Here is a 22,060-nt window from a genome sequence, read left to right on the forward strand (position 1 = left end):
ACGGCAATCTGTTTGATATAAGGACCGCATCCATGCACCGCTCGCTCGCAAGCCGCTCTGCACTCGCCCTTCTGTTTGCCCTCGCGCTTGCCGGCGGCGCAGCCGCCCAGCAGGCGCCGGACGCAGCCCCGGCCGCGCCCTGCGGCGGCGATCTGTCCGCCTTCCTTGAAGGCGTCAAGAAGGATGCAATTGCCGCCGGCGCCAGTGCGGCAGCCGCCGACGCAGCCCTTGCCGGCGCCGAGATCGACCCCAAGGTTCTGAGCCGGGACCGAGCCCAGGGCGTCTTCAAACAGACCTTCCTCGAATTCTCCCAGCGCACCGTCAGCCAGGCCCGCCTCGACATCGGCCGCCAGAAGATGAAGCAATATGCCGACGTCTTTGCCCGCGCCGAGCAGGAATTCGGCGTTCCCGCAGGCGTTATCACCGCCTTCTGGGCGATGGAAACCGATTTCGGCGCCGTCCAGGGCGATTTCAACACCCGCAACGCCCTGGTGACGCTGTCGCATGACTGCCGCCGCCCGGAGCTCTTCCGCCCGCAACTGATCGCCCTCATCGAGATGGTCCAGCACGGCGATCTCGACCCCGCCACCAATACCGGCGCCTGGGCCGGCGAGATCGGCCAGGTTCAGATGCTGCCGCGCGACATCATCGCCTATGGCATGGACGGCGACGGCGACGGCCATATCCGCCTGAAGCAGAGCGGCCCGGACGCCATCCTGACGGCGGCGAAATTCATCCAGCATCTCGGCTTCGAGCGCGGCCAGCCCTGGCTGCAGGAGGTCACCCTGGCCGATAACTTGCCCTGGGAGAAATCCGGCCTCGGCGGCACGATGACGGCAGGCGAATGGTTCACGCTCGGCGTCAAGCCGCGCGACGGCAACACCGCTTTCGGCAACCTGGAAGGCGATCTGGTGCTGCCGCAGGGCCGCATGGGACCGGCCTTCATCGCCTACCCGAATTTCAAGATTTATCTCGAATGGAACAAGTCGTTCATCTACACGACCTCGGCCGCCTATTTCGGGACCCGGCTTTCCGGCGCTCCGACTTATCTCAAGGGCGTGCCGGAACAGGGGCTCGCCAACGACCAGATGAAGACGCTGCAGACCAAGCTGCAGTCGCTCGGTCATGATGTCGGCGAGATCGACGGTATTCTCGGCTCCGGCACGCGTGTCGCGATCCAGAAAGAGCAGCAGCGCCTCGGCATGCCGGCCGACGGCTGGGCAACGCCTGCCCTCCTCAACGCTCTCTGATCGCCGCCGACACCTCACCGCCACCTGTTTCGCAAGAAACGGGTGGCGCGGTCAGCCGTATGGCCTAAGCATCAGTCCCGGAAACCGCTCCCGGTTTTCGGTAAACGCGGCTTGCGGCGGAGGAACTAGCGTGGACAGCAGAATGAATGCCTGGACCTGGAGCCTGCTGGTCCTGCTCGGCCTGATCTGGGGCGCCTCCTTCTTTTTTGCCCGCATCGCCGTCCAGCATGTGCCGCCGCTGACCCTGGTCTTTCTCAGGCTGCTGATCGCAGCGCTGGCGCTGCATATCTATATCGCCGGCCGTTTCGATATCTATTCGATCCTCAAGGCCCGCTGGCGCGAATTCCTGATCCTCGGGCTCATCAACAATGCCCTGCCGCATGCGCTGATCTTCTTTGGCCAGACCCGTATCGGCGCCGGCCTCGCGGCGATCCTGAACGCGACGACACCGATCTGGACAGTGCTCATTGCCAATTACTTCACATCAGACGAAAAGCTGTCATCGGCAAAAATCGCCGGCTGCCTCGTCGGTCTCGCCGGAACGATCGTGCTGATCGGTCCCGGCATCTCGGCCGGCGGCGAGGCGCCGCTCTGGGCGCTGCTGCTGCCCGTGCTTGCCGCCATCTCTTATGGTTTCGCCGCCACCTACGGCAAACGTTTCAAGAATATTCCCGCCCCGGTCACTGCTGCCGGCCAGTTGACCGCCTCTTCGCTGATCGCGCTGCCGCTGTCGCTGCTCTGGGATCGTCCCTGGACACTGGCCGCGCCGCCGCTCGATGCGCTGCTTGCCATCCTGGCGCTGGCCCTGCTCTCGACCGCGTTCGGCTATATCCTCTATTTCCGGATCATGGCGGCAGCCGGGGCCACCAACACCTCGCTCGTCACCCTGCTGGTGCCGCCGAGCGCCATCCTTCTCGGCGTGCTTTTCCTTGGCGAAAGGCTCACATCCGGCGAATTCGCCGGCATGGCGCTGATCGGTTTCGGCCTCGTCATTCTCGACGGCCGCGCCTATCGCCTGCTGGCGAAGACCACCTGATATTGGTTGTGAATTCCACGTGTTTTCAACCAGTTGGCCATTCGCCATGTTTTCGGCGCATAGGTAAACCGGCCATCGCCGAATTTAACCGCACGTTAAAATCTGTGAACAAAAAAATATCGAATATAATCGATTAGTTTCAACAGCTTGCCGACAGGCTCTTCGACTTGTCCACCGCGCCCTTCGGCAGCGCAGCATAGAATCCGCTTCCCAACCGACATATTTCCGACATATTATCGTCCGGTTAACGCGAGGAGACAGACATGGGACTCACGCAATCCTTGAATGTTCTGTTGGTCAGTGCAGCGTTTGCTTTCGTCTTGTCCATGCTCTTCATCTGAGCTGGCTGGGGAAAGCGGAATGACTGGTAGTACCTGAACTCCCCTGATCAATCCGCCAATGAAAAAGCGCATGTCCCGCCCGACATGCGCTTTTTCACCTTTTCAGCCGTATAGATCAGGCGGCCGCGCCCGCACTTTTTGCCGCCCGGCGGGAAAAGCCGAGATTGTCGAGCACGGCGGAAACCAGCGGCGCGCGGTTCATCGTGTAGAGATGGAACTCATTGATGCCGCGCCGGACGAGATCCTCGATCTGTTCGGCGGCGACATCGGCTGCGACCTTCGCCCGCTCCTCGGGCTTGTCGTCGAAGCCGGCGAAGCGCTCATCGAGAAAGGCCGGGATGATCGTGCCGCAGGCGCCGGCGAAACGCTTCAGCTGCGTCAGGTTCTGGATCGGCATAATACCGGGCACAACGGGGATCGAGACCCCGGCAGCGCGCACCTTCTCCAGGTAGCGCTCGAAATTGTCGTTGTCGAAGAAGAACTGTGTCAGCGCCCGGTCGGCGCCGTTATCGGCCTTGCGCTTCAGCATGTCGATATCGGCGGCCGTGTCACGGCTTTCCGGGTGCTTTTCCGGATAGGCGGAAACCGAAATCTCGAAATCACCGACCGCCTTGAGGCCGGCCACCAGCTCGGCCGCATTGGCATAACCGCCGGGATGCGGCTGGTAGGGCGCGCCGGCGCCGCCGGGCGCATCGCCGCGCAGCGCTACGAAATGCGTGACGCCGACTTTGCGGAACGTCTCGATCATCTGGTGCGTCTCTTCCTTCGTCGCGCCGACGCAGGTCAGGTGCGAAGCGGTGGCGAGCGGCGTCTGCGACAGGAAACGTGTGACGGCAGTCAGCGTCGGCGCCTTGGTGGTGCCGCCGGCGCCATAGGTCACCGAGACGAAATCCGGGTCCCAGTCCTGCAGCTTGCTGACCGTATCCCAGAGTTGACCTTCCATCTCCTCCGATTTCGGCGGGAAGAATTCGAAGGAGATCCCGATGTTGCGGCCGCGTGCCTCGTTATTCAAAGCCATGTCATACTCTCCCGGCAAATGTAGGTTCGGCGCCTTCGCTTAGTTGCGAAGCCATCAGGCGCCTCGGATCGCGCGCGAGCCAGACGGTGACCGTCAACCCCTGCCCGCTTTGCTGACCCGGATGAAGATCGACGACCTGCTCGACGTCGAGCCCGGCCCTGTGCAGCCAGTCGGATATCGCCTGGTGCGAAAAGCCGAGACGGACATGCGCATGCTCGTCGCGAAGATATTCGAGCGTGTGCGGCGCAAGGTCGATGACCACGAGCCGGCCGCCCGGCCGCAGCATGCGCGCCGCTTCCGCGATCGCAATCTCCGGCTGGTCGAAGAAATGCAGCACCTGATGGATCGTCACCAGGTCGAAATCCTGGCCCTCGAACGGCAGGTTCAGGATATCGGCGTGGCGCACGGTGGCCTTGGTGATGCGGGACTTGTCGAGATTAGCGCGCGCCACGCTCAGCATGTCGCGGCTGGCATCGACGCCGATCGCCCGGCGATAGAGCCCCGACAGCAGTTCGAGGATGCGGCCGGTGCCGGTGCCGAGATCGAGCAGCGAATCGATCGGCTGGCTGCCGAGCAGCCGGATGACGGCGGCGTCGACCTCTTCATCGGCGGCATGCAGGCGGCGAAGCTCGTCCCACTCAGCCGCGTTGCGGCTGAAATAGGCCTGCGCCCGCTCGGCGCGCTGGCGCTTGACCTGCGACAGCCTTTCGCCGTCGCGAAGCACGGTCGGATCGTTCTCGGAGACATGCTTCAGCAATGCCCGCACCAGCAGGGCCGCCTTGCCCTCCTGCTTGAGGCGGAAATAGGCCCAGGCGCCTTCCTGGTAGCGTTCGATCAGTTCGGCCTCGCCGAGCAGCTTCAGATGGCGGGAGATGCGAGGCTGGGATTGGCCGAGAATTTCGGTAAGATCGGTCACCGTCAGGTCGCCGCCGTCGAGAAGCGCCAGAAGACGCAGGCGCGTGGGCTCGCCGGCCGCCTTCATGACGTCCACCAGCGCATCCAGTCCAAGCTTCAAGGGTTCACTCATCTTCGATCCGATCAAGATATAAAGATATCTTTATGTGATTTGAACGATGGTGACAAGCGGCAATTCGCACTTGAGCGAAATTGCCTGCTCAAATTGCGACAGGCCAGGCGTGAAAAAGCCCCGGTCGAAACCGGGGCTTCGTGACTGCAAAAATGGCTGCGATCAGCGCGTCAGGCGCTTATGAGCCTGGCTGCCCGGATTGAGGGCATCGGGACCAAGACGGCGCACCTTGTCCTGCTCATAATCCTCGAAGTTGCCTTCGAACCATTCGACATGACCTTCGCCTTCGAAGGCCAGGATGTGCGTCGCCAGACGGTCGAGGAACATGCGATCGTGGCTGATGATGATGGCGCATCCGGCAAACGCCTCAAGCGCGCTTTCCAGTGCACCGAGGGTTTCCGTATCGAGGTCGTTGGTCGGTTCGTCGAGCAGCAGCACGTTGCCGCCGGCCTTCAGCATCTTGGCAAGGTGAACACGGTTGCGCTGGCCGCCCGAGAGATTGCCGACCTTCTGCTGCTGGTCGCCGCCCTTGAAGTTGAAAGCGCCGCAATAGGCTCTGGAGTTCATATCGAACTTGCCGAGCTTAATGATTTCGGCGCCGCCCGAGATTTCCTCCCAGACGGTCTTGCTGCCGTCAAGCGCATCGCGGCTCTGGTCGACATAACCGAGATGCACCGTTTCACCGATGCGGACCGATCCGGCGTCCGGCTTTTCCTGGCCGGTGATCATGCGGAACAGCGTCGTCTTGCCGGCGCCGTTCGGGCCGATAATGCCGACGATGCCGCCCGGCGGCAGCTTGATCGACAGGTCGTCGATCAGCGTGCGGCCCTCGAAGCCCTTGGTGATGCCTTCCATCTCGATGACCACCTGTCCCAAGCGCTCGCTGACCGGGATGATGATCTGCGCGTCGCCGGGACGCTGCTTTTCGGCCGCCTCAACCAGCTGTTCATAGGACTTGATACGCGCCTTGGATTTTGCCTGACGGGCCTTCGGGCTGGAAGCGATCCATTCCTGTTCGCGGCTGATCGCCTTCTGGCGGCCGGCCTCTTCCCGGTTTTCCTGCTGCATGCGCTTGGCCTTGGCGAGCAGGTAGGCCGAGTAATTGCCTTCGTAGGGAATGCCGCGGCCGCGGTCGAGTTCGAGGATCCAGCCGGTGACGTTGTCGAGGAAGTAGCGATCGTGGGTGATCATCATCACGGCGCCCGGATAGTCGCGCAGATGCTTTTCGAGCCAGGCGATCGTCTCGGCGTCCAGATGGTTGGTCGGTTCGTCGAGCAGCAGCAGGTCCGGCTGCGACAGCAGCAGGCGGCAGAGCGCGATACGGCGGCGCTCGCCGCCGGACAGGCTGGTGACATCGGCGTCGCGCGGCGGGCAGCGCAAGGCTTCCATCGCCATCTCGACCTGGCTTTCCAGATCCCAGAGGTTCTGGCTGTCGATGATGTCCTGAAGCTTGGCTCCCTCTTCCGCCGTCTCGTCGGAATAGTTCATCATCAGTTCATTGTAACGCTCGAGCACGGCCGTCTTCGAGGCAACGCCTTCCATGACGTTTTCGAACACCGTCTTGTTGGGATCGATGTGCGGCTCCTGCTCGAGGTAGCCGACCGTCGCTCCTTCGGCGAGCCAGGCTTCGCCGGTATATTCCTTGTCCTGGCCGGCGATGATGCGCAGCACAGTGGATTTACCGGCGCCGTTTGGCCCGAGAATACCGATCTTGGCATCCGGGTAGAAGGAAAGGTGGATGTTCTCCAAGATCTTCTTGTTGCCATAGGCCTTGTTGAGGCCGGACATATGATAGATGAACTGACGTGCCATGCTGCGCTGCTCCGGGCGGGAAACTTCGATTGTGCCGCTATGTAGGCGAAACAGCGCCTGCGGGCAACGCCGAAACCCGGTTTACGCAGGATTTCCGGTCAGAAGCCCGCAGCGTCGACAACGCCCTCGTCGCATCCGAACGTCGTTTTTCCCGCGCCCTGGATCAGATCGCCAAGCCCGGTGCTCTTCGCCGACGCCGCCCCGGCGGCTTCCGAAAGCCCGATGGTCAACCCGCTGATCATCTTGACCTTGCCGGCCCGCCGGCAGCTCATCTTGACGCGGTCGCCGGCACCCGGCCCGAAGCTCTTGTCGAAAGCTTCCTTGATCGCCTCGGCCTTGACCGGCTTGCCGATATTGGCGGCGAAGAGATCACGCACGGCCGAGCTATTGAGCGCGCCGACGAGATGCACGCCGACGCCGAAATAATCGTCGGCGCTCATTTTCGTGCAGGTGCCGTGCTTTACCCATTCATGCCGTTCCAGGCCGGATTGCGTGCCGGGCATCGCCTTTGCCAGCGCGGCTTGCGTCTCGGCCGACAGCGTGACCGCCGGCAATGTGTCCCACTTGCCGTCCTTGTCGGCAGCCTTCTGCTCGGCACTGACATCGCAATAGTTCTGACGCATCGGCCAGAGCCCGTGCAGCGAAAAATTCGTCGCATCGGCGCGCTCGCCGGTCTGGCTTGCGCATTCGGCCTTCTTCTGGTTCGTCTGGCAAAAGGCCGGCTGCCAGCTCGCCGAAAGAATAAAACGGGTGCGCCCGCCAGCCTCCTGCGCCACGGCGGCGCCTGCAAGAACCATCGATACGGCGAACGTCAAGGTACGCAACTGCATGCTGCTCATTTCAACCCCCAAAAAGAACAATACAGGAACAAATAAGCACGAAGATCGAAAGCCCGCAACCCTGAATCGCAGCGGACAAGCAATTTGTTATCGGATAAACCCGGAACCGATGTTGCTTTTGGGCGGTGATCTGGTCTGTTACGTCAGGGAGGACCAGATGTTTTCAGAAACGCAAAGGCTCGCTTCGACGGGGGCGTCGCTCGCCTATCACCATGCCGAGGCCCTAGGCCCCGCACGCGGCATCCTGTTGATATCGCACGGTCTCGCCGAACATTCGAAACGTTATCGCGTTTTCGCCGAGGCGATGGCGGCACGCGGCTATCACGTCTATGCCCATGATCATCGCGGCCACGGCGAGACGACGGCGCCCGACGCGCCGATCGGCCGCTTCGCCCGCCGCGGCGGCGTCGACAGGGTGATCGGCGACGTCCGTGCCATGCGCGCTTACGCGGCCATGCGCCATCCCGGCCTGCCGGTAATCCTCTTCGGCCATTCGATGGGGGGCCTGATCGCCCTCAATGCCGCCGTCACGGCGCCGGCCGATTTCGACGCTGTTGCCGTCTGGAATTCGAATTTCGCCGTCGGCCTTGCCGGCCGCGCCGCCCAGGCGATCCTGCTTGCCGAACGCATGCTGAAGGGCTCCGACGTGCCGAGCGGCCTGTTGCCGAAACTCACCTTCGCAGCCTGGGGGAAATCGATCGCCGCCCACCGCACCGAGTTCGACTGGCTGTCGCGCCGTCCCGATGAAGTCGACAAATATATCGCCGATCCGCTCTGCGGCTTCGACGCCTCGGTCTCGCTCTGGCTCGATCTCTTCGAACTGACGTTTCGCGCCCCGCAGAAGCTTCATCTGGATCGGCTGCCCCGCGACCTGCCGATCCACCTCGTCGGCGGCGGAGAAGACCCGGCGACGGAGCGCGGAAAAGCCGTGCTTTGGCTGTCAAACCATTTGAAAGCCCGCGGCTTCTCTCGCATCAGCACTGAGATATATCAGGACATGCGGCATGAAACGCTGAACGAGATCGGCGCGGATGCTGCAACCGCCGCCTTCGCGGACTGGTGCGACGAGGCCGTCGCCAGATTCCAAACGGCAAAATCCTGAACCAGAGAGATTCCGTCATGAGCAGCACCTCCGCCCGCCCCGTTTCCTCAGCCTCCGAGGTAACGACGGGGCTCGCGCTGATGTTTCTTTCGGTGATGTTTTCGCCGCTCATCGATATTTTCGCCAAGCTTGCCGTCGTCACCATCCCCTCCGCCGAGGTCACCGCCGGCCGCTTCGTCGTGCAGGCGCTGTGCATGCTGCCGGTCGTCATATGGCGGCGCAGCTTTGCCGATTTCTCCTGGCGCCAGAGCCTGTTCCACGCCATCCGCGGGTTAATCATCACCGTCTCGATGATCTCTTTCGTCACCACGCTGAAATACATGGCGGTTGCCGACGCGATTGCGATCTTCTTCGTCGAGCCGATCATGGTGACGATCCTCGGCGGCATTTTCCTGAAGGAGACGATCGGCTGGCGGCGTTATACCGCCTGCGGCGTCGGCTTCTTCGGGGCGATGCTGATCATCCAGCCGAGTTTCCAGGAAGTCGGCTATATCGCCCTCCTGCCCGTCCTCAGCGCGCTTTGCATCGCGATCTTCGTGCTGATGACCCGCGTCCTCTCGCACCGGGAAGATCCCTGGGCGATGCAGTTCCAGATGGGCATCTGGGGCCTGATCTTCTGCGCCATCCTGCTTTTTATCGGCAATGGAAGCGGCTCCGATCTCTTCGATCCCGTCATGCCCGAAGGCAGTGCCTGGTTCTACGTCGCCGGCGTCGGCGCCATGGCCGCAATTGCGGGCATCTTCGGCGTCTATGCCTTTCGCGCCGCACCGGCCTCGACGCTGGCGCCGCTGCAATATTTCGAAATCGTCTCGGCGACGATCTTCGCCTGGCTGGTTTTCGGCGACTTCCCGAATGCGGTCAAATGGCTCGGCATCGCCATCATCATGGCATCGGGCTTGTACATTCTCTGGCGCGAGCGCCGCTTTGCTTCAAAGCCCGTATCCGATACATCTGAGGCGACGCTGGCGCCGTAAAGACCGACGAGGGAATATGACGCAGACCACGAAAAAGCCGCCGCTTGCCGGCATCCGGGTGATCGAGCTGGCCCGCGTGCTGGCCGGCCCCTGGGCTGGACAGATGCTCGCCGATCTCGGCGCCGATGTCATCAAGGTCGAAAATCCCGACGGCGGCGACGATACCCGCCAATGGGGGCCGCCCTTCGTCGAAGGTGCCGATGGCGAAAATCTCTCGGCCGCCTATTACCACGCCGCCAATCGCGGCAAACGCTCCGTCACCGCCGATCTGAAGAGCCCGGAAGGCCAGGATCTCGTCCGCCGCCTGGTTGCGTCAGCCGATGTGGTGATCGAAAATTTCAAGCTCGGCGGTCTCGTCAAATACGGTCTCGATTACGACAGCCTGCGCAAGGTGAACCCCAAGCTCGTCTATTGCTCGATCACCGGCTTCGGCCAGACCGGTCCCTATGCCAGCCTCGCCGGCTATGATTACATCGTCCAGGGCATGTCCGGCTTCATGTCGATCACCGGCGAGCCGGACGGCCAGCCGATGAAGGCGGGCGTTGCCATCGCCGATATCTTCACCGGCATCTATGCCGTCTCGGCAATCGAAGCCGCCCTGATCCACGCACTCAAATCAGGCGAAGGCCAGCTTGTCGACATGGCCCTGCTCGACGTGCAATCGGCCGTGCTCGCCAATCAGAATATGAATTATCTCGTCTCCGGCGCCGCACCCACCCGCCTCGGCAACGCCCACCCCAATATCTCGCCCTATGAGGTCGTGCCGGCGGCGGACGGTTATCTCATCCTCGCGGTCGGCAATGACGGCCAATTCCGCCGCCTCTGCACCATCCTCGGCCTGGAGACGATTGCCGGCGACGAGCGTTTCGCCACCAACAAGGCCCGCGTCGCCAACCGCGGCGAGGTACGCCGTCTCATCTCCACCGAGACGCTGAAATGGCAGAAGGCGGATCTGTTGAAGGCCTGCGAGGCGAACGGGGTTCCCGCCGGCCCGATCAACACGATCGAGGAAATGTTCGCCGATCCACAGGTAGAAGCCCGCGGCCTGCGCATTGATCTGGCCGATGCCGCCGGTACAGTCATCCCGGGGGTCAGGACGCCGGTGGTGCTGTCGGAAACGCCGTTGTCTTACAGCAGGCCGAGCCCGCGTCTCGGCGAACACACCGAAGAAATTCTGGCGGAACTCGCCGAGCGCGAGAGGAAGGCATCGTCATGAAGAAGGTATTGTCATGAAAAGAACGGGCGGGCAACTCATCGTCGAGGCGCTGAAGGCGAACGGCGTCAAGCGTCTCTCCTGCGTGCCCGGCGAGAGTTTCCTCGCCGTCCTCGACGCGCTGCGCGACAGCGATATCGATGTGATCGTCTGCCGCCAGGAGGGCGGCGCGGCGATGATGGCGGATTGCTGGGGCCGGCTGACCGGCGAACCCGGCATCTGCATGGTCACCCGCGGCCCCGGCGCCACCAACGCCTCTGCCGGTCTGCATATATCAAAGCAGGATTCGATCCCGATGATCCTCTTCATCGGCCAGGTGCAGCGCGAAGCACGCGAACGCGAGGCCTTCCAGGAGGTCGAATTCCGCCGCGCCTTCACCGAATTCGCCAAATGGGTGGGCGAGATCGACGATGCCGCCCGCATTCCCGAGTTCGTCACCCGCGCCTTTGCCATCGCAACCTCCGGCCGTCCCGGCCCCGTGGTGCTGACGCTGCCGGAGGATATGCTGCGCGACGAGGTCGAGGCGCCCCGCGCCAAGCATTACGTCAGCGTCGAGGCGCATCCCGGCCGCCGGCAGATCGACGATTTCTATATACGATTGCTCAAAGCCGAGCGGCCGATGGTGATCCTCGGCGGCACGCGCTGGGATGCCGATGCCGTCGCCGATTTTGCAATCTTCGCCGAGCGTTTCCAACTGCCAGTCGGCTGCTCCTTCCGCCGGCAGATGCTGTTCGATCATCTCCATCCCTCTTATGCCGGCGATGTCGGCATCGGCATCAATCCGGCGCTGGCAAAGGAGATCAAGGAGAGTGATCTGCTGATCCTGCTCGGCGCCCGCATGTCGGAAATGCCGTCTTCGTCCTATACGCTGATCGATATCCCCTACCCTCAGCAATCGCTGGTGCACGTCTATCCCGATGCGTCGGAACTCGGGCGTATCTACCGCCCGGATCTCGCCATCTGCGCCGCGCCTGCCGATTTCGTCGCTGCACTTGTCGATCTGGAAGCGCCGGCCGAGCCGCATTGGGCGGAGCGCACTGAGCGCATGCATCAGTCCTATCTCGCCTGGTCGAAACCGCCGGCAACAGGTCCGGGCGCCGTCCATATGGGGCCGATCATGGAGTGGCTGGAAGCCAATACCGGGCCGGAGACGATCTTCACCAACGGCGCCGGCAACTACGCCACCTGGCTGCACCGCTTCCATCGTTTCCGCCGCTTCAACACCCAGGCCGCCCCCACCTCCGGCTCGATGGGTTACGGCCTGCCTGCCGCCGTCGCCGCCAAGCGGCTCTTTCCCGAGCGCGAGGTCATCTGCTTTGCCGGCGACGGCTGTTTCCTGATGCACGGCCAGGAATTCGCCACCGCCATCCGCTACGGCCTGCCGATCATATCGGTCGTCGTCAACAACGGCATCTACGGCACGATCCGCATGCATCAGGAGCGCGAATATCCCGGCCGCGTCAGCAGCACCGATCTCACCAATCCCGACTTCGCAGCCCTTGCCCGCGCCTATGGCGGCCATGGCGAGACGGCGGAAAGCACGGAAGAATTCGCCCCCGCCTTCGAGCGGGCCCGTGCAAGCGGCAAGCCGGCAATCATCGAAGTCAAACTCGATCCCGAGGCGATCACGCCGACCCGCACGCTCTCGGAAATCGCGCAAACAAAAAGCCGGTAAGTCCGTGAGTTCGCGGATTTACCGGCTTTGATGCAATGCTGCGGCGACGATCAGTCGATCGCGGCCGTGACGATGAACTCGACCTTGTATTTCGGCGCTGCGAGCTTGGCTTCGCTGGTGGCGCGGGCCGGCGGATTGGCCGGATCGATCCAGGCTTCCCAGGCGGCGTTCATCTCGGCGAAATAGGCAATGTCGGAGAGATAGACGATCGTCTGCAGGATCTTCGACTTGTTGCTGCCGGATGCAGCCAGCAGGCGGTCGACTTCGGCAAGCGAGGACTTGCACTGATCGGTAACGCTTTCGCCCTCGCCGACCTGGCCTGCGAGATAAACCGTGTTGCCGTGAATGACGGCGCCGCTCATGCGTGCGCCGACGTCGATACGCTTAATGCTCATCATAGTCTCCTGAGTGAATGGAAGGCAGCGGCGCTGCGATGCAGCGCCGGAAAATCGGCAGCCGGAACGGGGTCTAGCTGCGGATATGGTGGGTCTTCTGGTAGATCGCCGTCGAGCGGGCGCCGGAGCGGCAATAGCCGAGCATCGGCCTCGGGAATTCGTCGAGCGCGTCGACCATGCCCTGCACGGCTTCCTCGGTCACGCCCATCGGCCCGACAGGCACATGGGAGATCTCGATACCGAGTTCCCTAGCGCGCGCTTCGATAACGGAGAACGACGTCTGGTCGGGGCTCTCATGGTCGGGGCGGTGGCAGACGATCGATTTGAACCCCAGCGCCTTGATCTCGTCGAGGTCCTCGGGCGTGATCTGACCCGAAACCGAATATTCATCGTCGATCTGGCGAATATCCATCGTCCTGTCTCCTCAAAAATGGTGGGCTGAAGGTCTACGACGCAGCTTGGCAAGCGTCAACAACACTTCGCTCACAGGAAGGCAAAGCTCAGCCCATAGCTGCGGCTCTCGCCTGATGCCAGCATGTTGAATTCGCCGGCAGCCTGAAGCTCGTCACGCGTGACCCAGCGATGCGAGACCGGCTCGATGCCGATAATATGGGCCGGCGCCTTCTGGTTCCGCCAGACCTGCAGATAAGGCAGCGTGTCGGCGCGGAAGCGCGCGCGGAGCGTCCTGCCGCCGATCGCGGCGATGGGCCCGAGCCGAATTTCGGCAAAGCCCTGCTCCGTTGCCGGCGCCGGCACGCAGAAGATGCCGCCCGGCTCCTCGCCGAATGCCCAGGGGAAACCGCCATTCTCCAGCATCCGGCCCTCGAGCCGCGTGCCCTCGTCCAGCCATTTGCCGCCGGCGTTCATGTGATACATCAGGAAGGTCGGCACCGTCTGATCGCTGGTATTGACGACCCGGTCCTCGAGCAACACCTCGCCGGTCTCCCCGTCGATCCGCCACAGCCGCTCGATGCGCTGCGGCAGACCCTCGACAGTCACGATATCGATATCGGCGCGGCATTCGGCATTGCCGTTCTCGAACTTCGTCCACAGCACCTTGGCTGCATGGCCGGAGGCCGATCCGTGCAGCGGATAAACCTTGCCCTCGGCGCTACCGGCGATCGGCTGGCGGTGGCGGATATGATCCGGTCCGCAGGTGAACAGGAAGCCTTCGAGCGAGTGATCGATTCGCGGATCGCCATCGTCGGGAATGGCGCGCTTCGGCGCGATATCGACGCCTTCGACGATGCAGCCGCCGATATCCAGCACCGATGTTTCATCGAGCATCAGGCGCGGCCCGCTTGCAGCGGCAAATTCGATCATCGCAGTCTCCTCAGGGGCTTATCGGCCGAGTAGCGTTAGATTTTGCGCCGTCTTTCGTCAATCGAACCCTGTTCCTCTCTTGCGCTTTTGCCCCAACCATGGATTTTGCGGAACTGACACGGAGACGCAAACGTTTATGAGTAAAAGGAAATCTTAGTGATTTTCATATTTTGTTCAGCACGGTTTCATAAATTCCACACTAGCGTCAAAATTCGCAGGTGTGTGTCGGCCTAGTCACTGTTCGAGGTGTGAGACGTGAATCGTTTTTTAAAGTCGGCATTTTCGCTTGCGGCCGTGCTGGCAGCCATTGCGGCTGCAGCACCGGAGGCCGGCGCGCAGCAGTTCCGTGACCGCCGCCAGAGTGATGTCGTGCTCGTCACCCCGAGCGGTGAAATCCTCGACTATGTCCCGCGCGGCTATATTTACGCCCGCGACCGCAGCGGCAACCGCGTGCTGATTGACGACTACGGCAATGTCGTCGCCACCGAGATGCGCGCCCGCGGCTACTATCCGCCGCGGCCCGGCCCGCGCGAGGTCTATGCCGACCAGAACGGCAACGATCCCTATTACGCCGACGATGGCGACACGCGATACTCCGAGCGCGGTGCGGTCACCGGCGGCATCCCGCGCGACGCGGCGATCGAACGCCAGCCGCTCGGCGAGCAGCCCTATCCCCAGGATAACAGCATCGGCAATCCGCAGTCCGGCGACGATTATGCCTCGATCGATCCCGACCAGCAGATTCCGCCCGCCGACGCGCCAAAGGCCGCGCCGGACGAACCCGTCATCACGCTGAAGAACAAGTCAAAGCCGGAGATCGTCGCGCTGCAGGTCTTCCTCGACCGCGCCGGCATCTCGCCCGGCGTCATCGACGGCCATATGGGCTCGAACGTCACCAAATCGGTCTATGCCTATGACCAGATGACCGGCTCCAAACTCGACCCGAACGACACCGACGCCATTCTGGAAGAGCTGCGCATGAACGGCGGCCTGCCGGTCGTCAGCTACACGATCACGCCGGCCGATGCCGCCGGCCCTTACGTTGCAGAGATCCCGGAAGACTATTCGCACAAGGCGCTGCTGCCGTCGCTCGCCTATACATCCACCACCGAAATGCTGGCCGAGCGCTTCCACATGGACGAAGCCTTCCTCAAGGAAATGAACCCCGGCGCCGATTTCAGCGTTGCCGGCACCGTCATCAAGGTCGTCAATCCGGGTGAGCCGAAGAGCGGCGAAGTTGCCCGCATCATCGCCGACAAGGGCCGCAAGCAGGTCTTTGCCTATGATAGCGCCGGCAATCTCATTGCCGCCTATCCGGCATCGATCGGCTCCACCGACACCCCCTCCCCGTCGGGCATCGTGACCGTCGAGCGCGTCGCCTTCAATCCCGGTTACACCTATAATCCGAAGATCAATTTCCAGCAGGGCGCCAACGACAAGATCCTCAACATTCCGCCCGGCCCGAACGGCCCGGTCGGCACCGTCTGGATGGCCTTGTCGAAGCCGACCTACGGCATCCACGGCACGCCCGAGCCCTCCAAGATCGGCCGCACCCAGAGCCACGGCTGCATCCGCCTGACCAATTGGGACGCAACCGAGCTTGCCAAGATGGTCAAGCCGGGAGTGACGGTCGAATTCGTCGATTGACCGCGGAACAGGATTGCGGGGCGCTGTTGATTGACCGAGATGCGGCCGGACTATTCCGTCCGCTTTTTGACACAACAATCTAGCGGCAGCCGCGGCGGCAGTTCAAATTTGCTCTCCCGCTTCAAAGTTTGGAACCTGAAAGCGCGCCAAAAGCTATTAAATCTGTAGATTTCATCTCCTGACATTAGGAGGTCGTATGAAATCGTTTCTTCGCTTGGCTTTGAGCGTCTTCGCGGGTGTGGTTGCAATCGGCACGGCGCGGGCTGCCGATGTCTCGGAAATTCGCGTGGACTGGGCGACCTACAATCCGGTCAGCCTCATCCTGAAGGATGAAGGCATCCTGGAAAAGGAATTCGAAAAGGACGGGATCAAGATAACCTGGGTCCAGTCCGCAGGCTCCAACAAAGCCCTCGAATTCCTGAATGCAGGCTCCCTCGACTTCGGCTCGACCGCGGGTGCGGCGGCTTTAATCGGTCGCATCAACGGCAATCCGATCAAGTCCGTCTATGTGTATTCGCGTCCGGAATGGACAGCGCTCGTAACGCGGAAGGATACCGGCATTGCCAAGGTTGAGGACCTCAAAGGCAAGTCCATCGCCGTAACACGCGGCACCGATCCGCACATTTTCCTGGTACGCGCGCTCGCCGATGCTGGTCTCACCGAAAAGGATGTTTCGCTTGTTCTGCTCCAGCACGCGGACGGTCGCCTTGCGCTGAAGCGCGGTGACGTCGATGCCTGGGCGGGCCTCGATCCGATCATGGCGTCGGCCGAGATCGAAGATGGCGACGTGCTGTTTTATCGCAAGCCGGAAAACAACAGCTGGGGCGTTCTCAACGTGCGCGAGGAGTTTGCCGCCGCGCACCCCGACATCGTTAAACGCGTCCTCGCATCCTACGAGAAGGCCCGCACCGAGGCTCTGAAAGATCCGACCAGGCTGAAAGCCGCCCTCGTTACCGCCACCAAGCTGCCCGATACCGTGATTGAGCGCCAGCTGGAGCGTACGAACCTCGGCTATACCGTGATCGGCGACGCCCAGCGCGAGACGATCGAAGCCGCGGGTCTTGCTCTGCAAAAAGCCGATGTCATCAATGCGGATGTCGATGTCAAACAAGCGGTCTCAGCGCTGATCGATCCCAGCTATGCCTCGGCCGCTCTCGGCCAATGAAGCGGCGGGAAGTGAGCGATAGAAAGGCGTTCCCATGTCTTTGGTGAACATCGCACTGTCATGGCACAATACCGAAACAGGAGCGGAGGCCCGGCAGCGTCGGGCCTCCCCTTTTGATCACCCGATTGTCGGGCTCGTGTTTCCAGTTGTTTTGTTTGCCGCCTGGGAGATCCTCGTCCGCGCTGGGATAGTCGGGGGCCGTCTGATGCCCCCGCCCTCGAGGATTCTTTATACGGTCTATACGCTGGCAGCATCGGGAGATCTGACAACGCATGTCAGTGCGACGCTGCGCAGAGTGGCGATCGGTTTTACCTTCGGGTCCCTGATCGGGACCGTGCTCGGAGCGCTGACCGGCTCCTCCAAATCGCTCGCGCGCCTGCTCGACCCGACCCTCCAGGCACTCAGAGCGATTCCGTCGATTGCCTGGGTGCCGCTTTTCATCCTGTGGTTCGGCATTTTCGAAGCCTCCAAAGTCGCATTGATTGCCGTCGGCGTCTTCTTTCCCGTCTATCTCGGGGTCTATGGCGCCGTCGTCGGCGTCGACAGGCGCATCGTCGAAGTCGGCCGCGTCTTCAGGCTTTCCGGGTTCGAGCTTATTCGTCTGATCCTGCTGCCAGCAGTTCTAGCCGACTATATCCTTGCCCTGCGCGCTGGCCTTGGTCTCGGTTGGATGTTCGTCGTCGCGGCGGAATTCATGGGCGCGTCGGAGGGCCTCGGATATCTCCTGGTGGACGGCCAACAGCTCGGAAAGCCGGATCAGATCCTTGCCGCCATCCTGATCTTTGCCATTGTCGGCAAGGCGACCGACACCCTGCTTCTCATTGCGACCGCGCCGTTTCTGCGCTGGCGTGACAATCATGCGAGCGGGATCTGACATGCTCGATATCCGCTCTCTATCCAAGATCTATCCCAACGGAACGCATGCGCTACAGGACTTTTCCCTGCGCGTCGACAAGGGGGAACTGATCGCAGTCATCGGAGGATCGGGCTGCGGCAAGAGCACGCTTCTGAGGCTGCTGTCGGGCCTGGAAGTCCCCACGCAGGGCGAAATCAGCCTGGAGGGACGGCGGCTGAAGGAGCCGGACGCGCTCGTCAACCTCGTCTTCCAGGAGCCGCGACTCTTTCCCTGGCTGACAGTTGCCGACAATATCGGATTCGGCCTGCGTCATCTGGCAACCGGCGAACGCGAGAGCCAGATATCGGCGGCCCTGGAGAAGATCGGGCTTGCCGGCTACGAGAGACGCTGGATCAAAGAGCTTTCCGGCGGGCAGGCTCAGCGTGTGGCTTTGGCGCGTGCCCTGGTGACGAAGCCGACCGTGCTTTTACTGGACGAGCCCTTCTCAGCGCTCGATGCGATGACACGTGTCGAGCTTCAGGATCATCTGATTGATCTATGGCGCGTGAATGCCACGACGATGCTGCTGGTCACGCACGACATTGAAGAGGCAGCGTTTCTGGCGGATCGGGTGGTCGTGATGCGCCCCTGGCCGGGACGCATTCTCGAAGTGGTCGATGTAGGCTTGCCCCGGCAACGCAATCGCATGTCGGACGAATTGGCTGGCGTGAAAAGGCGTCTCTCCGACCTTCTGGCTCACTCTCTTAATGACGGAAGCCGCACAGCTAGCGCCTAAAGCGAAATGCGTCGCGGAAAATCCGGACGCATTTCGTCTGCGATGCGGGAAGTATTCAGGCCGCCGTTGCCATACGGGGCGACGCCGTCAGCCGGGCGGGCAGCTTGCTCATTATCTCCTCGGCAAAACAGGTGGCGTTTTCACGCGCCTTGTCGAGATTGCTGACGCGGGCGGGATCGAGCGTGTGCAACGTACCGCCACAGTCGAAGATGTCGCGGAAGGCGGAGCGTTCGATGATCGCCGTGTCCAGCACCGGCACATGCCGTTCGCTGAGCAGTGATTTGACGAGTTGCAGCGCCCGGGTCGTGACCATCGAGTTGACGCGGGTCAGCACCACAGAATGACCGATCTTGATACCCGCCTTTTCGTCCAGATACTGCAGCAGTTCGAGCACCTGCGCGCCGCCGCGGGCATCCATTGCACAGCCCTGGATCGGGATCAGCACGTGGTCGGAAAGGCCGACAGCGGTGGCAAGCAGCGGATTGCGTGCACCCGGCAGGTCGACGATGAAATAGTCGGTATTGTGCTTGTTCTCGCTGATATGCAGCGGCAGCGAGGCGGTGGTGACGAAATCGATCACCGAGATATTGGGCACATGACCAGATATCTCGTGCCAGCGCGAAATCCAGTGCTGCGGATCGGCGTCGAGAATGGTGACGCGGTAACCCTTGCGGGCAAGCTCGGTGGCGAGCAGGAGAACAGCGGTGGTCTTGCCGGCGCCGCCCTTGGTATTTGCGAATGTGATGACAGGCATGTTCAATCCTCGGAAGGAAATGGTGCGAGCCGGAATCGCTCTTTTACGCACCATCGGAGCATCGTGCGGTTAATCCATCCTTTCTAATCATGGTTAACAAATTCCAAACACGCGCGCCGAAATTGCAGCCGGTATTTTTCACATCCCTAAAATTGGGGATGCGCTAAAATAAAGGAAGCCCGGAAAGCAAGGCTTTCCGGGCCGCTCTGCAGGTCCACCCCCAAATACTCAGAAGCAATCCCTGAACAGGGCTTTGGTGTTTTCGAGCGTCATCGCAACCGGGTTGCCGCCCGCACTCGGATCTTCGATCGCCATGGCCGACAATTCGTCGATACGGTCGGCAGCGATTCCCATCGCCGTCAGCGTCTCCGGCACGCCGAGGTCGGAGCGAAGCTTCAGCACATAGTCGTAGAAGCCGTCGAAACCGCCCGAAATGCCGAGATAGGCGGCCGCCCGGCCGATCTTCTCTTCGATCACTTTGCGGTTGAAGCGCAGCACCGCCGGCATGACAACCGCGTTGGTCATGCCATGATGGGTGTTGTAGACGGCGCCGATCGGGTGCGACAGCGCGTGAATGGCGCCGAGCCCCTTCTGGAAGGCAACAGCACCCATGGCGGCAGCGGACATCATGTTGGCGCGGGCTTCGAGATCGGTGCCTTCCCGATAGGCGCGCGGCAGGAATTCCTTGACGAGCCGCATGCCTTCGAGCGCGATGCCGGCCGACATCGGGTGATAGAAGGGCGAGGAATAGGCCTCCAGGCAATGGGCAAAGGCATCCATGCCGGTGCCGGCCGTGATGATCTTCGGCATGCCGACGGTCAGTTCCGGGTCGGAGATGACGACACCAGGCAGGAACTTCGGATGGAAGATGATCTTCTTCACATGCGTGACAGAATTGGTGATGACGCTGGCGCGGCCGACTTCCGAGCCGGTACCCGCCGTCGTCGGCACGGCGACGATTGGGGCAATGCCCTCAAGGCTTGCGCGCGTCCACCAGTTGCCGATATCCTCGAAATCCCAGACAGGCCGGGTCTGACCGGCCATGAAGGCGACGCACTTGCCGAGATCGAGGCCCGAGCCGCCGCCGAAAGCGACGACGCCGTCATGACCGCCATCCTTGAAAGCCTTGACGCCGGCCTCGAGGTTCTTCTCGTTCGGGTTCGGATCGACATCGGCAAAGATCGCCCGGCCAAGGCCGGCATCTTCGAGGATGTCGAGCGCGTTCTTGGTGATCGCCATCGAGGCGAGACCGCGGTCGGTGACCAGCAGCGGCTTATTGATGCCGAGGCTCTTGCAGGCATCGGCCAGTTCCTTGATCCGGCCCCGGCCGAGCTTGACCGATGTCGGATAGCTCCAGTTTGCGGTGATGTTGCTGCTCATGCTGTGACTTTCTTCAGGTGGAAGGATTTCGGGCGCGTCAGATTCTGGAAGCCGATGATCGATAGCGAGCCGCCGCGGCCCGTCTCCTTGACACCGGTCCAGCAGAGCGCCGGGTCGAGATAATCGGCGCGGTTCATGAAAACGGTGCCGGTTTCGATCTCGCGGCCGAGACGCGCAGCCCGCTCGGCATCCTTGGTCCAGAGCGAAGCCGTCAGCCCGTACTGGCTGTCATTCATCAAGGCGAGTGCCTCCTCGTCGCTCTTCACCTTCATGATGCCAACCGCCGGACCGAAGGTCTCCTCGCGCATGAAGGCCATGGAATGGTCGACATCGACGAGAACCTGCGGTGCGAGATAGGCGCCGCCGTCGTCCTGCGGGAAAAGTTTCGGGTCGACAAGCGCCTTGGCGCCCTTGGAAACCGCATCGGCAATCTGCTCGCGCACCACCTTGGCGAAGCGCTTGTTCGCCATCGGCCCGAGCGAAGTCTCGGGATCGAGCGGATTGCCGAGCTTGTAATTCGACACCCAGGCGACCGACTTTTCGACGAAGGCGTCGTAGAGGGATTCGTGCACATAGATGCGCTCGATGCCGCAGCAGCACTGGCCGGAATTGTAGGTGGCGCCGTCCATCAGCGTATCGACGGCCGCCTCGAGATCGGCGTCTTCCATGACGTAACCCGGATCCTTGCCGCCGAGTTCGAGGCCGAGGCCGGTGAAGGTACCGGCGGCGGCCCGCTCCATCGAGCGTCCGCCTTCGACCGATCCGGTGAAGTTGACGAAATTGAAGCTGCCGGCGGCAATCAGCGCCGAGGTCGTCTGATGATCGAGGAAGACATTCTGGAACACGTCCTCGGGCACACCGGCCTCGATGAAGGCCTGTACCAGCCGCTCGCCGACCAGCAGCGTCTGCGAGGCATGTTTCAGCACCACCGTATTGCCGGCCATCAGCGCCGGCGCGATCGTGTTGATCGCCGTCATATAGGGATAGTTCCACGGTGCCACGACGAAGACGACGCCATGCGCCTCGCGCTCGATGCGGCGTTCGAAACGATCACTCTCCTCGACGACAACAGGCGCCAGCGCATCCGCCGCGATCGAGGCGACATAGTTGGAGCGCTCGTTGAAACCCTTATATTCGCCGCCATACTTGATCGGCCGGCCCATCTGCCAGGCAAGTTCCGGCACGACCACGTCGGACATTTCGTTCAGCCGCGCAGCACCCTTCAGCACCAACTGCACGCGCTCTTCGAGCGGCCGTTTCGCCCAGGCTTTCTGCGCCTTGCGGGCCCGCGCCACCACATCCTTGGCGGCATCGAAAGAAAGTGCGGCGCGCTCGGCATAGACCGACCCGTCAACCGGTGAAATGCATTGGATCATTGCCATGATCGATTTCCGTCCTCGTATTGATCAAAAATTTCGTCGAGGGCATGAGCCCCTCATCCGCCTGCCGGCACCTTCTCCCCGTAAACGGGGCGAAGG

20 protein-coding genes are annotated in these 22,060 nt (G+C 62.0%); 10 read left to right on the forward strand and 10 right to left on the reverse strand.

Annotated elements, in window-relative coordinates:
* The first annotated feature begins 32 nt into the window (after positions 1-32).
* Positions 33-1,250 (forward strand): lytic murein transglycosylase, encoded by a 1,218-nt coding sequence (locus CO657_RS13265; RefSeq protein WP_054182756.1) that lies wholly within the window; start codon positions 33-35, stop codon positions 1,248-1,250.
* A 130-nt stretch (positions 1,251-1,380) separates the two neighbouring features.
* Positions 1,381-2,286 carry a DMT family transporter gene (locus tag CO657_RS13270; RefSeq protein WP_054182674.1) on the forward strand — a complete coding sequence of 302 codons (906 nt, stop codon included), beginning with the start codon at positions 1,381-1,383 and terminating at the stop codon, positions 2,284-2,286.
* A gap of 456 nt (positions 2,287-2,742) precedes the next feature.
* Here CO657_RS13270 and metF read toward each other — a convergent pair whose 3' ends face one another.
* The 4 genes from metF to CO657_RS13290 all read right to left on the reverse strand — a co-directional run bounded on the left by metF (position 2,743) and on the right by CO657_RS13290 (position 7,323).
* A complete protein-coding gene (gene metF, locus CO657_RS13275) occupies positions 2,743-3,645 on the reverse strand; it encodes a methylenetetrahydrofolate reductase [NAD(P)H] (protein WP_003593331.1) in 903 nt (300 codons plus the stop codon).
* A 1-nt stretch (position 3,646) separates the two neighbouring features.
* Positions 3,647-4,672, reverse strand: coding sequence for an ArsR/SmtB family transcription factor (locus CO657_RS13280; RefSeq protein WP_054182755.1), 1,026 nt, complete (start codon positions 4,670-4,672; stop codon positions 3,647-3,649).
* Between the two features lie 162 nt (positions 4,673-4,834).
* Positions 4,835-6,484: an energy-dependent translational throttle protein EttA gene (ettA, locus tag CO657_RS13285; RefSeq protein ID WP_054182673.1), complete on the reverse strand. Its 1,650-nt coding sequence runs from the start codon at positions 6,482-6,484 to the stop codon at positions 4,835-4,837.
* Positions 6,485-6,582: 98 nt separating this feature from the next.
* Complete coding sequence (locus CO657_RS13290) at positions 6,583-7,323, reverse strand: ribonuclease T2 family protein (RefSeq protein ID WP_054182672.1); 741 nt, start codon at positions 7,321-7,323, stop codon at positions 6,583-6,585.
* A 157-nt stretch (positions 7,324-7,480) separates the two neighbouring features.
* Between CO657_RS13290 and CO657_RS13295 the strand changes: the two genes are divergently transcribed.
* From CO657_RS13295 to CO657_RS13310, 4 genes are read left to right on the forward strand one after another with little or no spacing between them, the layout of a single operon-like run.
* The gene (locus CO657_RS13295; RefSeq protein ID WP_054182671.1) at positions 7,481-8,425 is read left to right on the forward strand and encodes an alpha/beta fold hydrolase; all 945 of its coding nucleotides are present in this window, start codon (positions 7,481-7,483) and stop codon (positions 8,423-8,425) included.
* A 17-nt stretch (positions 8,426-8,442) separates the two neighbouring features.
* Positions 8,443-9,399: a DMT family transporter gene (locus tag CO657_RS13300; protein WP_054182670.1), complete on the forward strand. Its 957-nt coding sequence runs from the start codon at positions 8,443-8,445 to the stop codon at positions 9,397-9,399.
* 16 nt (positions 9,400-9,415) lie between these two features.
* The gene (caiB, locus tag CO657_RS13305; protein ID WP_054182669.1) at positions 9,416-10,615 is read left to right on the forward strand and encodes a succinate--glutarate CoA-transferase; all 1,200 of its coding nucleotides are present in this window, start codon (positions 9,416-9,418) and stop codon (positions 10,613-10,615) included.
* 13 nt (positions 10,616-10,628) lie between these two features.
* A complete protein-coding gene (locus tag CO657_RS13310; protein WP_054182668.1) occupies positions 10,629-12,287 on the forward strand; it encodes a thiamine pyrophosphate-binding protein in 1,659 nt (552 codons plus the stop codon).
* A gap of 50 nt (positions 12,288-12,337) precedes the next feature.
* Here CO657_RS13310 and CO657_RS13315 read toward each other — a convergent pair whose 3' ends face one another.
* From CO657_RS13315 to CO657_RS13325, 3 genes are all read right to left on the reverse strand, one after another.
* Positions 12,338-12,682 (reverse strand): RidA family protein, encoded by a 345-nt coding sequence (locus CO657_RS13315; RefSeq protein ID WP_003580917.1) that lies wholly within the window; start codon positions 12,680-12,682, stop codon positions 12,338-12,340.
* 73 nt (positions 12,683-12,755) lie between these two features.
* Positions 12,756-13,094, reverse strand: coding sequence for a protein tyrosine phosphatase family protein (locus tag CO657_RS13320; RefSeq protein WP_054182667.1), 339 nt, complete (start codon positions 13,092-13,094; stop codon positions 12,756-12,758).
* Between the two features lie 71 nt (positions 13,095-13,165).
* The gene (locus CO657_RS13325) at positions 13,166-14,005 is read right to left on the reverse strand and encodes a DUF4432 family protein (protein WP_054182666.1); all 840 of its coding nucleotides are present in this window, start codon (positions 14,003-14,005) and stop codon (positions 13,166-13,168) included.
* Positions 14,006-14,260: 255 nt separating this feature from the next.
* On the opposite strand from CO657_RS13325, the gene CO657_RS13330 reads away from it, so the two are divergent.
* The 4 genes from CO657_RS13330 (at position 14,261) to CO657_RS13345 (ending at position 18,448) form a co-directional block, all read left to right on the forward strand.
* Positions 14,261-15,652 carry a L,D-transpeptidase gene (locus CO657_RS13330; RefSeq protein WP_054182665.1) on the forward strand — a complete coding sequence of 464 codons (1,392 nt, stop codon included), beginning with the start codon at positions 14,261-14,263 and terminating at the stop codon, positions 15,650-15,652.
* Between the two features lie 196 nt (positions 15,653-15,848).
* On the forward strand, positions 15,849-16,817 hold the full coding sequence (locus CO657_RS13335) for an aliphatic sulfonate ABC transporter substrate-binding protein (protein WP_054182664.1): 969 nt from the start codon (positions 15,849-15,851) through the stop codon (positions 16,815-16,817).
* A 34-nt stretch (positions 16,818-16,851) separates the two neighbouring features.
* A complete protein-coding gene (locus tag CO657_RS13340) occupies positions 16,852-17,691 on the forward strand; it encodes an ABC transporter permease (protein WP_082366262.1) in 840 nt (279 codons plus the stop codon).
* Position 17,692: 1 nt separating this feature from the next.
* Positions 17,693-18,448: an ABC transporter ATP-binding protein gene (locus tag CO657_RS13345; protein ID WP_054182663.1), complete on the forward strand. Its 756-nt coding sequence runs from the start codon at positions 17,693-17,695 to the stop codon at positions 18,446-18,448.
* Positions 18,449-18,503: 55 nt separating this feature from the next.
* On the opposite strand, the gene CO657_RS13350 is transcribed toward CO657_RS13345, so the two are convergent.
* The 3 genes from CO657_RS13350 to CO657_RS13360 all read right to left on the reverse strand — a co-directional run bounded on the left by CO657_RS13350 (position 18,504) and on the right by CO657_RS13360 (position 21,964).
* Positions 18,504-19,202, reverse strand: coding sequence for a ParA family protein (locus CO657_RS13350; RefSeq protein ID WP_003593307.1), 699 nt, complete (start codon positions 19,200-19,202; stop codon positions 18,504-18,506).
* Positions 19,203-19,430: 228 nt separating this feature from the next.
* On the reverse strand, positions 19,431-20,582 hold the full coding sequence (locus CO657_RS13355) for an iron-containing alcohol dehydrogenase (RefSeq protein WP_054182662.1): 1,152 nt from the start codon (positions 20,580-20,582) through the stop codon (positions 19,431-19,433).
* Entirely contained in the window at positions 20,579-21,964 is a 1,386-nt protein-coding gene (locus CO657_RS13360) for an aldehyde dehydrogenase family protein (RefSeq protein WP_054182661.1), read from the reverse strand. Before CO657_RS13360 ends, CO657_RS13355 begins: the two co-directional genes overlap by 4 nt.
* Between the last annotated feature and the right edge of the window lie 96 nt (positions 21,965-22,060).

Source organism: Rhizobium acidisoli (genome assembly GCF_002531755.2).
In the GTDB taxonomy this organism is placed as follows: domain Bacteria; phylum Pseudomonadota; class Alphaproteobacteria; order Rhizobiales; family Rhizobiaceae; genus Rhizobium; species Rhizobium acidisoli.